This is a genomic window from uncultured Maribacter sp. (assembly GCF_947496775.1).
GTDB lineage: Bacteria > Bacteroidota > Bacteroidia > Flavobacteriales > Flavobacteriaceae > Maribacter_B.
In genome coordinates this window covers 50,025-65,582 of record NZ_CANMDU010000002.1, presented here as the reverse complement: position 1 = coordinate 65,582, position 15,558 = coordinate 50,025, and the positions used below count along the sequence as shown (strand labels likewise).

17 protein-coding genes are annotated in these 15,558 nt (G+C 31.5%); 11 read left to right on the top strand and 6 right to left on the bottom strand.

Annotated features, from left to right (window positions below; translation table 11 throughout):
* Positions 1-38: 38 nt before the first annotated feature.
* Positions 39-701: an alpha/beta hydrolase gene (locus Q0856_RS04775; protein WP_298503147.1), complete on the bottom strand. Its 663-nt coding sequence runs from the start codon at positions 699-701 to the stop codon at positions 39-41.
* 167 nt (positions 702-868) lie between these two features.
* Between Q0856_RS04775 and Q0856_RS04770 the strand changes: the two genes are divergently transcribed.
* Complete coding sequence (locus Q0856_RS04770; protein ID WP_298476806.1) at positions 869-1,162, top strand: GNAT family N-acetyltransferase; 294 nt, start codon at positions 869-871, stop codon at positions 1,160-1,162.
* 54 nt (positions 1,163-1,216) lie between these two features.
* On the opposite strand, the gene mtaB is transcribed toward Q0856_RS04770, so the two are convergent.
* From mtaB to Q0856_RS04755, 3 genes are all read right to left on the bottom strand, one after another.
* A complete protein-coding gene (mtaB, locus tag Q0856_RS04765) occupies positions 1,217-2,545 on the bottom strand; it encodes a tRNA (N(6)-L-threonylcarbamoyladenosine(37)-C(2))-methylthiotransferase MtaB (protein WP_298476809.1) in 1,329 nt (442 codons plus the stop codon).
* 6 nt (positions 2,546-2,551) lie between these two features.
* Positions 2,552-3,724 (bottom strand): GlmU family protein, encoded by a 1,173-nt coding sequence (locus Q0856_RS04760; RefSeq protein WP_298503146.1) that lies wholly within the window; start codon positions 3,722-3,724, stop codon positions 2,552-2,554.
* A gap of 88 nt (positions 3,725-3,812) precedes the next feature.
* On the bottom strand, positions 3,813-4,082 hold the full coding sequence (locus tag Q0856_RS04755) for a type B 50S ribosomal protein L31 (RefSeq protein ID WP_298476815.1): 270 nt from the start codon (positions 4,080-4,082) through the stop codon (positions 3,813-3,815).
* A gap of 170 nt (positions 4,083-4,252) precedes the next feature.
* Between Q0856_RS04755 and Q0856_RS04750 the strand changes: the two genes are divergently transcribed.
* From Q0856_RS04750 to Q0856_RS04710, 9 genes are all read left to right on the top strand, one after another.
* Positions 4,253-4,777 (top strand): DUF4199 domain-containing protein, encoded by a 525-nt coding sequence (locus Q0856_RS04750; protein WP_298503144.1) that lies wholly within the window; start codon positions 4,253-4,255, stop codon positions 4,775-4,777.
* Between the two features lie 34 nt (positions 4,778-4,811).
* On the top strand, positions 4,812-5,759 hold the full coding sequence (locus Q0856_RS04745; RefSeq protein WP_298476821.1) for a glycosyltransferase family 2 protein: 948 nt from the start codon (positions 4,812-4,814) through the stop codon (positions 5,757-5,759).
* Between the two features lie 56 nt (positions 5,760-5,815).
* Entirely contained in the window at positions 5,816-7,525 is a 1,710-nt protein-coding gene (locus Q0856_RS04740; protein WP_298503142.1) for a phospho-sugar mutase, read from the top strand.
* Positions 7,525-9,348 carry an ABC transporter ATP-binding protein gene (locus Q0856_RS04735; protein WP_298503140.1) on the top strand — a complete coding sequence of 608 codons (1,824 nt, stop codon included), beginning with the start codon at positions 7,525-7,527 and terminating at the stop codon, positions 9,346-9,348. The genes Q0856_RS04740 and Q0856_RS04735 overlap by 1 nt, the downstream gene beginning before the upstream one ends.
* Positions 9,349-9,566: 218 nt before the next feature.
* Complete coding sequence (locus Q0856_RS04730) at positions 9,567-9,941, top strand: hypothetical protein (RefSeq protein WP_298503138.1); 375 nt, start codon at positions 9,567-9,569, stop codon at positions 9,939-9,941.
* A gap of 80 nt (positions 9,942-10,021) precedes the next feature.
* A complete protein-coding gene (locus Q0856_RS04725) occupies positions 10,022-10,564 on the top strand; it encodes an RNA polymerase sigma factor (RefSeq protein ID WP_298503137.1) in 543 nt (180 codons plus the stop codon).
* Between the two features lie 33 nt (positions 10,565-10,597).
* Positions 10,598-11,125, top strand: coding sequence for a hypothetical protein (locus Q0856_RS04720; protein ID WP_298503135.1), 528 nt, complete (start codon positions 10,598-10,600; stop codon positions 11,123-11,125).
* Positions 11,115-11,564 (top strand): hypothetical protein, encoded by a 450-nt coding sequence (locus Q0856_RS04715; RefSeq protein ID WP_298503133.1) that lies wholly within the window; start codon positions 11,115-11,117, stop codon positions 11,562-11,564. The genes Q0856_RS04720 and Q0856_RS04715 overlap by 11 nt, the downstream gene beginning before the upstream one ends.
* A gap of 96 nt (positions 11,565-11,660) precedes the next feature.
* Positions 11,661-12,011 (top strand): DUF6515 family protein, encoded by a 351-nt coding sequence (locus Q0856_RS04710; protein WP_298503131.1) that lies wholly within the window; start codon positions 11,661-11,663, stop codon positions 12,009-12,011.
* Positions 12,012-12,037: 26 nt separating this feature from the next.
* Here the strand turns inward: Q0856_RS04710 and Q0856_RS04705 are convergent, their stop codons facing one another.
* Positions 12,038-13,072 (bottom strand): oxidoreductase, encoded by a 1,035-nt coding sequence (locus tag Q0856_RS04705; RefSeq protein ID WP_298503130.1) that lies wholly within the window; start codon positions 13,070-13,072, stop codon positions 12,038-12,040.
* Positions 13,073-13,144: 72 nt separating this feature from the next.
* Between Q0856_RS04705 and Q0856_RS04700 the strand changes: the two genes are divergently transcribed.
* A complete protein-coding gene (locus Q0856_RS04700; RefSeq protein WP_298503129.1) occupies positions 13,145-14,362 on the top strand; it encodes an RsmB/NOP family class I SAM-dependent RNA methyltransferase in 1,218 nt (405 codons plus the stop codon).
* A 34-nt stretch (positions 14,363-14,396) separates the two neighbouring features.
* Here the strand turns inward: Q0856_RS04700 and Q0856_RS04695 are convergent, their stop codons facing one another.
* Positions 14,397-15,419 (bottom strand): glycoside hydrolase family 5 protein, encoded by a 1,023-nt coding sequence (locus Q0856_RS04695; protein ID WP_298503128.1) that lies wholly within the window; start codon positions 15,417-15,419, stop codon positions 14,397-14,399.
* Positions 15,420-15,558: the final 139 nt, after the last annotated feature.

The window sequence follows — 15,558 nt, the reverse complement described above, 5'->3', positions numbered from 1 at the left end:
ATATATATTTATTACCCAAAGGTATTAATAGAACTTTCTTATTCCAAAATAATTGCAGGCAGTCGCTCATTAAACCATTTTGCTCTATGTATTATCATAGTATGCGTTCCATTTTTTACGGGAATACATTTTTTTATATAGTGTATAGGAAAAACAGGGTCCTTATCTCCATGAATATGTATTAAACCTTCAGGACTCTTTATTGGATTCCAATTTACAATTTGGTCAATTGCCCAATCTATATAACGTTTATCCCTAACAGAAAGGTATTCTTCATATAAAGCCACGCGTTTAGTCGCTGTTTCTCCAAAGGCATACTTTGCTAACAATTCTACATTATTAACCAAACCCGTAGGCAGTACCTTATGCACCTTGGTATATTTTGCAAACAACATTCTTTTCGGTAACTCTGCTTTACTTTTTACGCTAGAAACCACGATAACTTTTCTACAAACTATATGTTTAGCCATCTCCTGCACAAGCATACCTCCAAAAGAAACTCCCAATAAAACAGGGTTTGCATGTGTTACCTTAGAACACATAGCAAGAGCATAGTCTTCTAAACTCATTCCCTTTTCAGGAATAAACCATTCTAACCAATACACCTCGAAGTGAGTTTTAGGTAAATCAATATTTTTAAATATACTTGGATTTGCTGCCATTCCTGGCATTAAATAAACAGGAATTAAAGATTCTTTCATATACCGCAGAGTATCCTATAAACTAGGTTATTAGCTTTTTTTTCACTATTTTTGAGTCTTGTGTTATTTTTTTCCTCCGTAAAATAGCATTTCGTTTTGTAAATGTATTGAAAATTACAATTTGAGAGCATTGTAACTTTCTGATTTAATATTAAAATCTAATCTATATGAATGAAGTAGAAATTAATGATAATAGTTTTTTACGTCAGTTTGAAACTACCATTGAAGGACATTTAGCAAAAATTGAGTACTCTTCTCAAGAACGAAAAGTGTTTTTAACTAAATTAATTATCCCAGAAGAAGTTACTAAAGAAGGTTTTAAAGAGGATTTCATAAAATCTGTTTTACACCTTATTCAAGAAAAAAACTTAAGAGTTGTCCCTACTAGCCCCCAAATAGCAGGTTTCTTAAGAAAAAATAGACAGTACAAAGAAATGCTTCCTGTAGGAATCAGAATCTAATCCTCGTCTTTTAAAAAAAGTAATCCCAATAGAAATTTCATCTATTGGGATTTTTTATGCTGTATATTTTTCAGACGTAAAATTAAAACGAACTAGCCCATCCACATCAATCTCTGTTAAAGTAACAGTTTGCAAGGTATTTACTAATTCCGGATTCCAAGGAGCCTTTACTTTTACGTAATTCTCTGTAAAGCCATGAATATACCCTTCTTTATTCTCTCCTTCAAATAACACCGTCAGACTCTCTCCTATTTGACTCTCATAAAAAGCTCTACGCTTTTTTACAGATAACCCTCTTAGCATTTTACTTCTTTTATGCCTTACTTCCTTAGAAACAACCCCTGGCATTATTGCAGCCTCGGTATTTTCTCTTTCAGAATAAGTAAATACGTGCAAATAAGAAATATCCAGGTTTGCTAAAAAATTATACGTTTCTAAAAACAACTCTTCTGTTTCCCCAGGAAAACCGACTATTACATCCACACCAATACAAGCGTGAGGCATCATCGATTTTATTTTAGAAATTCTGTCGATATAAAGATTGGTGAGGTAACGTCGCTTCATTAATTTCAACAAAGCATCACTCCCACTCTGTAATGGAATATGAAAATGAGGTACAAAAGAATTACTACGAGACACAAAATCAATAGTTTCATTTTTAAGAAGATTAGGTTCAATTGACGAGATTCGAAGCCTATGAATTCCTTCTACTTTATCGAGTGCCTGTACTAAATCAAAAAAAGTATGTTCATGTTTTTTATTCCCAAACTCTCCTTTTCCATAATCCCCTATATTAACACCTGTAAGCACTATTTCTTTTATTCCTTTTGCCGATATTTCTGTAGCATTTTTTAACACATTAGCCACAGAATCACTTCTTGATATTCCTCTAGCTAAAGGAATAGTACAATAAGTACATTTATAATCACAACCGTCTTGCACCTTTAAAAATGCCCTTGTTCTATCTCCTATAGCATAACTTCCTACATAAAAATCTGCATCCTCTATTTCACAGGAGTGCACCTCTCCATAATCATTTTTAGTAAGGTCATTTATATAGTCCGTTATTTTAAATTTCTCAGTAGCCCCTAAAACTAAATCTACTCCATCCACGGCAACCAACTCCTCAGGTTTTAATTGCGCATAACAACCTACAGCAGCAACAAAAGCATTAGGGTTTGCTTTTTGCGCTTGTTTTACTATCGTTTTAAATTTTTTATCAGCATTCTCCGTAACAGAACATGTATTTATAACGTACATATCTGCTTCCTCTTTAAAATCAACACGATCAAATCCTTCTTTCTCAAAATCTCTAGCAATAGTAGAAGTTTCAGAAAAATTTAATTTACAGCCCAAAGTGTAGAATGCTACCTTTTTTTTCATCTATAACTATTTACGCCATTTTTTAGTAAGCTCAAATACCGCTGTTAAAATATCGGCTTCAACATCATTAAACTCAACACTCCTCCTATCCATAACTACTTTAGCTACCTCAAAGGCTTTTTTTGTAGCATAGGTAGTGAACCCAGTTGCACCTCCCCAACTAAAGCTTGGGACAAAATTTCTTGGAAATCCAGGAACATAAACATTTGTATTTACACCTATTACAGTTCCCGTGTTAAACATGGTATTTATAGCTGTTTTACTATGATCCCCCATCATTAAACCGCAAAACTGCAAGCCCGTTTCCTGAAATTTTTCTTGCTCATAACTCCAAAGTTTTACTTTGGCATAATTATTTTTAAGATTAGAATTATTGGTATCTGCTCCTAAATTACACCATTCTCCTAACACAGAATTACCTAAAAAACCGTCATGACCTTTACTAGAGTACCCAAATATAACCGAATTACTAACCTCTCCACCCACTTTACTATATGGACCAACAGTAGTGCCACCATAAATTTTGGCCCCTAATTTAACAGTTGCATTATTGCATAAAGCTAAAGGTCCACGAACTAAACTTCCTTCCCATATTTGCGCATCTTTCCCAATATAAATTGGTCCATCGGTAGCATTTAGTATGCTATACTCTACCTGAGCACCTTCTTCTAAAAAAATATTCTCTGAGCAAATAAGATTATTGGTCTTTGATATGGGCTGACTTTTTCTTCCTTCCGTTAAAAATTTAAAATCGGCAATTATGGCCGCTTCATTTTTAGAAAAAATATCCCACGTATTTTCTATCCTCAGTAATTCTCCTTGAAAATCTATGGGTTTATAAGATGACAAATCTACCTTTTCTTGAGAATCCGTAGTAAAAAAGGCAACTACTTCTTCTCCATAAAAAATAGCTTCATTTTCTTTTAAGTCTTCTATTAACAAAACCAATTCTTTGGTTGGAAGAAAAGAACTATTCAAAAGAATATTCTCCTCCATTTCTACCATAGGATATTTAACACTTAAATAATCTTCTGTAATTGTAGTGGTGGTTGTTCTTAAATACTTTTCCCACTTTTCTCTAATAGTAAGAATTCCGACTCTAATATCTGCCACTGGCCTAGTAAACGTAAAAGGCAATAATGCATTTCTTACTGTACCATCAAAAAGAATATAATTCATTTAAACCTTATTTTAATAAAATTAAAAAATAAACGCCCTCGATAAAGTTATTATCGAGGGCGTTAGTATATTATTAAAGTGAAATATGCTATTCCTCTTTCTTCTCTTCTTTATTAAATTTCTTATACTTATTCTTAAACTTATCAATACGACCAGCCGTATCTAATAACTTAGCTTTACCAGTATAGAATGGATGAGACGTTCTTGAAATTTCCAATTTAATCAAAGGATATTCAACGCCATCTACCTCTAAAGTTTCTTTTGTATCTGCAGTAGATTTTGTTAAAAACACTTCATCATTAGACATGTCTTTGAACGCTACTAATCTATAATTTTCTGGGTGTATACCTTTTCTCATCACTTATAACTTTAAATACTTTTCTCTTAAAGAGCTGCAAATTTAGTTATTTTTCGGAAAATGACAATCTTAAAACTTAAAAAAATAGAAATAAATTATTATACCTTTATTTGTAACAAAAAATTAAAGAAGGCTACTAATACAAATAACAACCAAAAAAACAGAATAAAATGGAAGAAAACAAAATTAAAACTAGCTCCTTTGCTTTAACATATGGCCTTATTCTTGGTGCTGTTAGCGTTATTTTCGCCTTAATGCTATACTCAGCTGACTTACACTATAAAGGAGGTATGATGGTCGGTATTATAAGCATGGTTTTAACATTAGCTGCAATTATTATTGGTATGCTTCAATTTAAAAAAGCTAACAATACTTATATGACTTTTGGACAGGGTCTAAAGGTTGGGGTTGGTATCGCTTTAATCGGGGGTATTATTGGGATACTATTTAATTTATTAATGGTTTCTGTTATTGATCCAGATATGATGGACAAGGCTCTTGAGTTTCAAAAGTCGGAATTAATGGCGAATACAAAATTAACTTCGGAGCAAATAGATTCGCAGTTAGAAATGGGTAAAAAATTCAGTACTCCCACTATGCAAATCCTATTTGGATTATTATTTAGTATTGTAATAGGCTTTGTTTTTTCATTAATTCCTGCATTAGCGATGAAAAAAGAAGAAATTCTGAACTAAGTTCGTATTTTTGAATAGATTTTTAAAATAGCGAATGCAATTATCTATTATAATACCACTACTTAACGAAGAAGAATCGCTAAAAGAACTTCATGATTGGATTGTTACTGTTATGCAATCCAATCATTTTTTATATGAAATCATTTTTGTAGATGATGGTAGTACAGATACATCATGGGATATCATAAAAAGTATTTCTGACGCCAATTCGAATGTTAAAGGAATTCGTTTCTTTAAAAATTACGGAAAATCTCAGGCTCTTCATGCAGGGTTCAAAGCTGCAAATGGCGAAGTTATTATTACTATGGACGCCGATTTACAAGATAGCCCTGAAGAGATACCTGAATTATTTCAACTTATTAAAACAGAAGGATACGACCTTATTTCTGGTTGGAAGAAAAAAAGGTACGATTCTGTCATCGCAAAAAACATACCATCTAAATTGTTTAATTGGGCTGCTAGAAGAACTTCTGGTGTAAAACTACACGATTTTAATTGCGGCTTAAAAGCTTATAAAAACCAAGTCATAAAAAACATAAAAGTTTCTGGCGAAATGCATCGGTACATTCCTGTTTTAGCCAAAAATGCAGGTTTTTCTAATATTGGAGAAAAGATTGTTACTCACCAAGCAAGAAAGTATGGTAAAACAAAATTTGGTATGGAACGATTTATCAATGGCTTTTTAGACTTAATTACTATCTGGTTTGTTTCCAAATTTGGAAAAAGACCCATGCATCTTTTTGGTGCTCTAGGCGTGCTTATGTTCATAATAGGTTTTAGCTTTGCCATGTACTTAGGAATAGATAAACTATTTATAAATACAACAGGAAGATTAATTACAGATAGACCACAGTTCTATATATCCTTAACGGCAATGATACTTGGAACGCAACTATTTTTAGCAGGTTTTCTTGGCGAAATAATGGTACAATCTAGAACAAACGAAACAAGATACAACATCTCGGAAAGAGTAAATCTTTAAAAAAAGACAATAAATAACAAAAAATAAAGTTTTTGAAGTAAAATTCTTACAAAATTATGGAAACATATATAGACACAGTAAACACCTGGAAATCAGATTTTTTTGACACTGATACTAAAAAAGAAATAGAACAATTACAAGAAACAAATACAGAAGAACTTAAAGATAGGTTCTATAAAAACTTAGAATTTGGTACTGGTGGTATGCGCGGTGTTATGGGAGTAGGCACTAACAGAATTAACAAATATACCTTAGGAAAAAATACGCAAGGTTTATCTAACTACCTAAAGAAAGTATATGCTGGTGAAGAATTAAAAGTAGTTATTGCTTATGATTGTAGACATAATAGCGATACTCTTGCAAAAACGGTTGCCGAAGTATTTTCTGCAAATGGGATTAAAGTTTTTCTTTTTTCTGAATTAAGAACTACTCCTGCTTTATCTTTTGCTGTAAGAGACCTTAATTGTCATGTAGGTATTGTTTTAACTGCCTCTCACAACCCCCCAGAATATAATGGTTATAAAGTGTATTGGACCGATGGCGGACAAATTGTTCCTCCACAAGACGGTGCTATAATTTCCGAAATAAATAACTTAAATTTTGAGGATATTAAGTTTGATGCTAATCCAAGTTTAATTGAGTTAATTGATAAAGAAGCAGATGAATCTTTCATTTCTGCCTCTGTAACTAATGGAAACTTTAATGCGAAAGGAAAAGATGATTTTAAAATTGTTTTTACTTCGTTACACGGTACTTCAATTACTGCAATTCCAGAAGTTTTAAAAAGAGCTGGCTACAATAACGTAACTATTATTGAAGAACAAGCAAAACCAGATGGTAATTTCCCAACGGTAGTTTCTCCTAATCCGGAAGAGCCAGAGGCTTTATCTATGGCTATTGCAAAAGCAGAAGAAATTGGGGCAGACATGGTTGTTGGTACCGACCCAGATAGCGACCGTTTAGGTATTGCCGTTCGTAATTTAGACGGGAAAATGGAAATTTTAAATGGAAACCAAACCATGATTTTAATGACCAAATTTCTTTTAGACCAACGCAAAGCTAAAGGAATGAATGGTACTGAGTTTATTGGTTCTACTATTGTTTCTACACCAATGATGGGAAAACTAGCAGAAGGTTATGGCGTAGAATATAAAGTTGGTTTAACTGGCTTTAAATGGATTGCCAAAATGATAAAAGATTTCCCTAATCAAGACTTTGTTGGTGGTGGAGAAGAAAGCTTTGGCTTTATGGTTGGTGATTTTGTTCGTGATAAAGATGCCGTTACCTCTACCCTACTTGCTTGTGAAATTGCTTCTAATGCAAAAGCAAACGGAAGTTCATTCTTTAAAGATTTAATTGATTGTTATGTAGATTTTGGATTCTATAAAGAAAAATTAATTTCTTTAACTAAAAAAGGAATTTCCGGTGCAGAAGAGATTAAACAAATGATGATAGACTTTAAGGAAAATCCTGTAGCCGCAATAGATGGTTCTAAAGTAGTAACTGTAGAAGATTACAATACTGCTACCTCTACTAACCTTGAAACTGGAAAAGTTACACCTATAGATATTCCTACTTCCAATGTATTAATATATATTACGGAAGATGGCACCAAAATGGCTGCGAGACCTAGTGGAACAGAGCCTAAAATAAAATTCTATTTTAGTATTAATACTTCTCTAAATAAAGCAGAAGATTTTAAGACTGTAGATGCAGAATTAGATGCAAAAATTAACCGCATTGTAAGTGAACTTAAATTAGGTTAATGGAGTATTTTAAAAAGATACTCCGCTTTGCTAAACCTTATAGGAGTTATGCAATACTAAATATTATATCTAATATTTTTTATGCGCTATTTGCCACTTTGGCAATGGTTTCCTTATTTCCAATGTTATCTGTTATATTTAAACAAACAGAAGCTATACACACAAAACCACATTGGAAAGGCCTATTTAATGCAAAGGAGTATCTTTTTGATTATCTAAGTTATTTTGTTACCCAAAAAGCTGGTCAAGGAGAAAATGACGCTTTAATTTTTATGGTTGCCTTAGTAATTTCTATGTTTTTTTTAAAAAACTTATTTAATTACTTAGCCATGTATTTTATTACCTTCTTAAGAAATGGCGTATTAAAAGACATCCGAAATGAGTTGTACAAAAAAACAGTAGAATTACCATTATCCTTTTATTCTGAAAAAAGAAAAGGAGATACAATTGCTAGAATAACCACAGATGTTTTAGAAATTCAACACTCGTTTCTTTCCATATTAGAATTAATCATTAGAGAACCTTTAACTATATTATTTACTATTATAGCAATGGTTTCCATTAGTGTAAAGCTTACCATTTTTGTATTTATCTTTTTACCAATTTCTGGTTTTTTAATTTCATTATTAGGAAAATCTTTAAAAAGAAAATCAGATAAAGTACAACAAGAACAAGGAGCTTTTTTATCTATTCTAGAAGAAACTTTGGGTGGTTTACGCGTAATTAAAGCTTTTAATGCTGAAGAAAAATTCTCTAGTATATTTCAACGTTCTACAAAACGTTTTTTTAACTTTTCAAATACATTATTAAACAGACAAAATTTAGCTTCCCCAACAAGCGAGTTTTTTGGAATAGCAGCAATTGGTGTCATCCTCTGGTTTGGTGGTCAAATGGTTTTGGTTGAAAAAACCCTAAAACCTGAATTATTTATTGCCTATATGGGATTAGCATATAATATTCTTACTCCTGCAAAAGCAATTAGTAAAGCTTCTTATGGCGTTAAAAAAGGAAATGCAGCAGCAGAAAGAGTATTAGAAATATTAGAGACAGAAAATCCTATTTCAGAAATTACAAATGCTATAAATAAACAAGACTTTACTACTGGAATAAAATTAGAAAACATTTCTTTTAAATATGAAGAGGAATATGTTCTTAAAGATTTTAATCTTACCGTAAATAAAGGAGAAACAGTTGCCTTAGTTGGGCAATCCGGCAGTGGAAAAAGTACCATTGCAAATCTAGTTACACGTTTTTATGATGTTAACCAAGGTGCTATTACTATTGATAATGAAAATATAAAAAACCTAACTAAAAAATCGCTTCGCGGATTATTAGGTTTAGTTACGCAAGACTCTATTTTATTTAATGATACGGTTAAAAATAATATTGGGCTAGGAAAAGAAAATGCTAGCGAAGAAGAAATTATAGCAGCCGCTAAAATTGCAAATGCGCATGATTTTATTTCAGAGCTTCCTAATGGATATGATACTAATATTGGAGACAGCGGAAATAAATTAAGTGGCGGACAAAAACAACGTTTATCTATTGCAAGAGCGGTTTTAAAAAACCCTCCTATTATGATTTTGGATGAAGCAACATCTGCCTTAGATACCGAAAGTGAACGTTTAGTGCAAGATGCATTAGACAAAATGATGCAAAACCGCACTTCTATAGTTATTGCGCACCGTCTTTCTACAATACAAAAGGCAAATACAATAGTGGTTTTACAAAAAGGAGAAATTGTAGAACAAGGAACACACCAAGAGCTTTTAGCTGCTAATGGTGTGTACAAAAAATTAGTAGACATGCAGTCGCTAGGGTAGGAAATTATAATTTTCAATAATGCACTACATACTTAAAATTAATTTTTCCTTTTTAAAAATAATGTGATATAATATTTTATTGCAACAACTATTGTTAAAAACATTTCAATAACTTTATTTAGAATCATTTTAAATAAAATATTTAATAACTATCTTTGTGCTAATAAAACCATCCAAAAAAAATAAATTTTGGTATAGTTAAACTCTATAAGATATAAATGGTATCAAAAAGTATAACCTCTTCTACTGAAAAAAGAATGGTTGAAATAATGCGTTTAATTAGCAAAAAAGGACATTATATTCCTGAAAAAGATATTGAAAAATATTATGCCATTAATTTACTCTATACATTCAAAATAATTGATTATTCATATTATATAAAAGAAAAAAATAGAATTCAAGTCATAATTCAAGGTTGTAATTTTACAGAAGCATATTGCAAGAAACCAAAGAAATTCATTCATGATCAAGAGTGGAAACTTAATCCTCCCCTCTGGCTTAAATCTTCGAAATTTATAAATTCTCAAAAATTTACTATAACCTCTATTATAAATGTTGTTTTTTGGATATTTTTTCTATTAAAAAAATCTTAACTATCTAATAAATGAATATTCAAAGCAGTTAAACCTTTTACTACCTTTATAGTCTAAGCATTAAACGTAAGTAAAAACTATTGATAGAAGAACAAACATTAATAGACGATTTAAAGCAAACCGAAACCCAAGCCAGGGCTTTCGAAAAACTTGTTAACACCTATAAAGAAAGGTTATATTGGCACATAAGGCGTATTGTATTAAATCATGATGACGCCGATGATGTCTTACAAAATACATTTATTAAAGTCTATAGAAACATTGACAACTTTAAAGGAGATAGCAAACTTTACTCTTGGATGTATAGAATTGCGACGAATGAATCTTTGTCTTTTTTAAAGTCGAAATCTAAAAAAATGGGAATAGATAGTGTAGAATTACAAGAAACGTTATTAAATAATTTAGAATCGGACGTTTATTTCGAAGGAGATAAAATTCAATTAAAATTACAAAAAGCAATTGCTACATTACCAGAAAAACAAAAGTTAGTTTTTAATATGAAGTATTTTGATGAAATGAAATACGACGAAATATCCGAAGTATTAGAAACTTCTGTTGGCGGCCTTAAGGCATCCTATCATTTAGCTACGAAAAAGATTGAAGCCTATTTAAAAGAAAATTAAACTATTTTAGAAAAAACAAGTCTAATAAATACCATGAAAGCAACTAATAAAAATAGCGGATTTAAATTACCAGAAAATTATCTGGAAAATTTTAACAACTCCCTGTTAGATAAAATTGCTTCTCAGGAAGAAATGGAAAAAGATAAACTTCCTACTAAAGAAGGTTTTAATGTACCCAATGATTATTTTAATAACCTTCATAAAAACATTGTAGAGAAATTAAATGAAACACCAATAAAGGTAATTTCCATAAAATCTTATAAAAAATATTATTATTTCGCAATTGCAACTGCCGCAATCCTTCTTTTATTAATCGGTATAAATCTAAATAAAACGGAGACATACAATATGAGTGATTTAGCAAATGCCGATATCGACGCATATTTAGAATACGCGGATTTAGACCTTTCTGCTTATGAAATTGCAGAAGTTATGCCTATAGATAATTTAGATATTATCGATGTTCTTGAAGTAGGTATAAAAGAAGAAAACATATTGGACTACTTAGATAGCAATATGGACGATTTTAACGAATTAAATATAGAGAATAATGAGTATTAAAAAAATTATATACGTTTTAGTGTTCTTGGTTACTACGGGTATGTATTGCCAACATAAACCGGGTTATGAAAAAATAAAAGCCCTTAAAATTGCCTATATTACGGAGAAGCTAAACCTAAACAGTAAAGAAGCACAAGAATTTTGGCCTATTTATAACGCGCATGAAGAACAAATTGATAAAATAAGGCGACAAGAAAGACAAGATATTTTTGAGAAGTTAAGAGAAATAGATCAACTATCTGAAAATGATTTAGAAAAACTTCTTGAATTGGATATTTCTTTAAAAGAGCAAAAACATAAATTAGAAACGAAATTTATATCCGATGTTCGGAAAGTAATCTCTGCAAAAAAAACCTTTATTTTATTACAGACAGAAAATGGTTTTAAAAGAAGGTTAATACGCCAGTATAGACAAAAACACAAATCAAATAATCGATAAAACACTAAAAAAAGAGCTTAATAGCTCTTTTTTTAATTAAACCAAACAGAATAAACATAGTCTAAACAGTATAGAAATTCATAAAAAAACAAGGCTATGAAAAATTTAAAATTATTTGCTGTTAGTATAGCAATACTAGGAATTACTTTTTCCGCTAATGCACAAAGAAAGACTGTAAAAATATATCCAAAACATGGTTTGGTAGTCACCAAAATTAAAAAACCAAAAGTAATCACCTACAAAAGTTCTAAATATTATTTTGCTGATGGTGTATGGTATAAAAACAATAGAAGAAAATATATTGTTTGTGCCCCTCCTGTTGGTATTGTTGTTAGAAATCTCCCCAGAGGAAATAAAGTAGTTAAAATCAATGGAAGAAAATTATACAAATACAAAGGTATTTGGTACAAAAAACAAGGAAGAGGATATATTATAGTTAATGTGTAATACATAAGGAGGTTATATAACCTCCTTTATTTTTTAAAATTTAATCTTGCAATTCTATTTTTCCCTGCAGCATAAGCTGTAGTATCGTTCGCAAAACGAAGTGTATAAAAAGATTCCTTAGAAAGTTGCCTCCAGCTTTCTCCCCTATCACTAGAATAAGAAATCCCTGTAAAACCTATAGCAACAATTTCATTCCCATTAGAATTGGGAACAAATTGTACACAACTTTTATAGCCAGGGTCTTTATCATTGGCTATTAATTTCCATGTGCTGCCACTATCTGTTGTTATTGCTTTATTCCTAGTATTAGACTCTGGGTTGGTGTAATCTCCTCCAATAGAAACTCCTATTTTAGCATCATAAAAATCTAAAGAATAAATGCCTTGTGTAGATTCTTCTCCTAAAATAGGAGTTCCTAAAACACGCCAACTAACTCCTTTATTTTCAGAATAATAAATCCTGCTATTTGTGGTAGCTATCCAAACTTTATCTCCTTGCACTTCAATGTTAGTATTACTCGCAGCAAAAGCCCCTTCTTCTCCTACTCCTTCTGGCAAATTTTCACAAGGAATTTTAGACCAACTTTTACCGCCATCTCTTGTAATTAATATGGAAAGGCAACCATTATTACTATCGCCAACGGCTATTCCTTCCTTAGAATTCCAAAAAGTCATTGCATCATAAAAAACATTTTCTCCTTCTTCTTTATATACTAATTCCATTTTACCTGCTTCTCCGGTTTTATATAACAAAGCCGGACTTCCTATAGAAAGCATAAAAAAATCTGTATCCGTATGTGCTACAGACCTAAAATGAGGCTTCTTACCTTCAAAATCTATAGCATTTAGTCGTACTTTATTTGTTGCTAAATCTACAGAACCAAAAACACCTTTGTCCGCAGCAAAAGCTAAACTATTTCCCATAATCTCAATAGCTCTTATACTAACAGAATCCTCATATATAATAGCTACTTGTACAGAAGAAAAAGGTGTTTTTTTCTTTTCTAGATTGCAACCAAATAAAAGCAAAACAAATAATAAAATTGGGAAAGAAAATTTCATGAAGATTAATTTTATCAAAAATAAGTCTATTCACTTCTAATACAATACCTTTGCAGCCTTATTTTTTAAGTGATGAAATTACACAGAAATCTAGTTTTTGCAGTTATAGACGCATTAAATTTAATTTTTAATGAGGACCAATATGCGGATAAAGTAGTACAAAAAGTTTTAAAGTTTGATAAACGTTGGGGCTCTCGTGACCGTGGCTTTATTGCAGAAACTACCTATGATATTGTTCGTTGGAAACGCTTGTACTCTGAAATTGCAGAAGTAAAAGCCCCATATTCCAGACCTAATTTATTCCGTTTGTTTGCTGTTTGGGCTATTCTTAAAGGCATAAAACTACCCGATTGGAAACAATTAGAACCAACTCCAGAAAGAAGAATTAAAGGAAAATTCGATGAGCTTTCTAAAATCAGAAAATTTAAAGAATCTATTCCAGATTGGATGGATGAGCTTTGTGAAAGGTCTTTAGGAGAAAAATTGTGGAATAAAGAAGCTACTGCATTAAACCAACAGGCAGATGTAATTTTAAGAGCAAACACCTTAAAAACATCTAAAGAAAAATTGCGCAAAACACTTATAGAAGCTGGTATCGATGTAGATACTATAAAAGGATATTCTAATGCCCTAAAGTTAGTAGAACGTAGTAACGTTTTTACCTCAGAAGCATTCAAAAAAGGTTTTTTTGAAGTACAGGATGCCTCTTCGCAATTAGTATCAGAATTTTTAGAAGTAAAACCTGGAATGCGTGTTGTAGATACATGTGCCGGAGCTGGTGGAAAAGCATTGCATTTAGCTGCTCTTATGGAAAATAAAGGACAGTTAATTGCTCTAGACATTTATGCTAATAAATTAAAAGAACTTAAACGCAGAGCGAAACGTGCTGGCGCGCACAATATTGAGCCCAGACACATTGACTCTACCAAAGTAATTAAAAAACTACATGGTAAAGCAGATAGGGTTTTAATCGATGCTCCATGTACTGGTTTAGGAATTCTAAGAAGAAATCCAGATGCCAAGTGGAAATTACAGCCAGAATTTGTTGACAAAATAATTACAACACAAAAAGAAATTATCCGTAGTTATAGTAAAATAGTAAAACCAGGCGGACAAATGGTATACGCTACTTGTTCTATTTTACCACAAGAAAACATAGACCAAGTAAAGTCCTTTTTAGGATCAGAAGAAGGTAAAGATTTTGAATTTGTAAAGGACAAAAAAATATTTGCTTCTACTAGCGGTTATGATGGTTTTTACATGGCGTTATTATCTAAAAAAACAGAATAACTCTAATTCTATTTTTAAAATGTATAAACCAAGACTATTTAAAATCTTGGTTTTTTTCTTTTAACTCCGTCTTAACCATTTTTCCAGAAGTAGTTATTTCATCATTGGACCAATTACCAGTTCCAGAAGCTCCAGGATAAAGAGCAGCAGAAGCTTCTTCTTTATCTGCTATAGACCAATTACACCATGAAATTTTATTTTCATCAAGAAAATCCCACCAAATATTAGCCTCAGAAACATCTATAACACCATCGCCAGATGCTTCAGAAACTCCAAACTCTGTTACAAACAAGGCTATATCTGCATTAATAGCTAATGTTGCAATAGCTCTTAATTCCTGTTTATGGGTAGAGGAATAATAATGTAATGTATATGCTATATTATCTTGTTGGATAGGATTAGAAATTACCTCATCTACACGTTGCGACCATAATCTTGTGCCACATACTATAATGTTATTAGCATCATATTTTCGTATCTCTTCAATAACAGCTTCATGATAAGGTTTTAAAACAGTATCCCAAGATACATCTAAGGGCTCATTATAAATTTCATAAATAATATTGGGTTGATTGCCATACTTTTGGGCCACCTCAGAAAAAAAAGTTTTGGCTTCTTCTACATAATCTTCTGCATGATGACTATGCCAATCTACAATTACATACACTCCCGCCTCTATAGCTCCATTAATTACTCTAAAAACTTTTTCCTTTTCAATTTCGGGTCTATAAATATAACTTTCCTCCCCCTCGTCTACTCCCATTGCTGCTCTAACCACAGTAACCTCCCAATCTTCTTTAAGCCAGCTTACTGTTTCTTTGGTGTAATATTGTCCCATCCATTGACTCCAGAACAAAGACATTCCTCTTAATTGTATTGGCTCATTATTTTTATTTACAATTTTATTACCACGAACACTTAATTGTCCGTAGGTACCTACTGCAGAATTAGAATCTACATTCTCTATATCATCATTCTCCATAGCAGAAGAATTATTCTTTTTACAAGAAATGAATATCAAAAACACTACTAATACTACCTGTAAACACCTTTTCATCTCTTTTTTTATTAAAAATACTGTTTTTACAATTAATCTTTATCTCAAAAAATTGTCAAAATCTAGTGCAACAAGCTAAAAGTAATCAACATTTTTTTGCTAATTGTTGATTAATAGGATTGATTTCTTAGATTAAAAA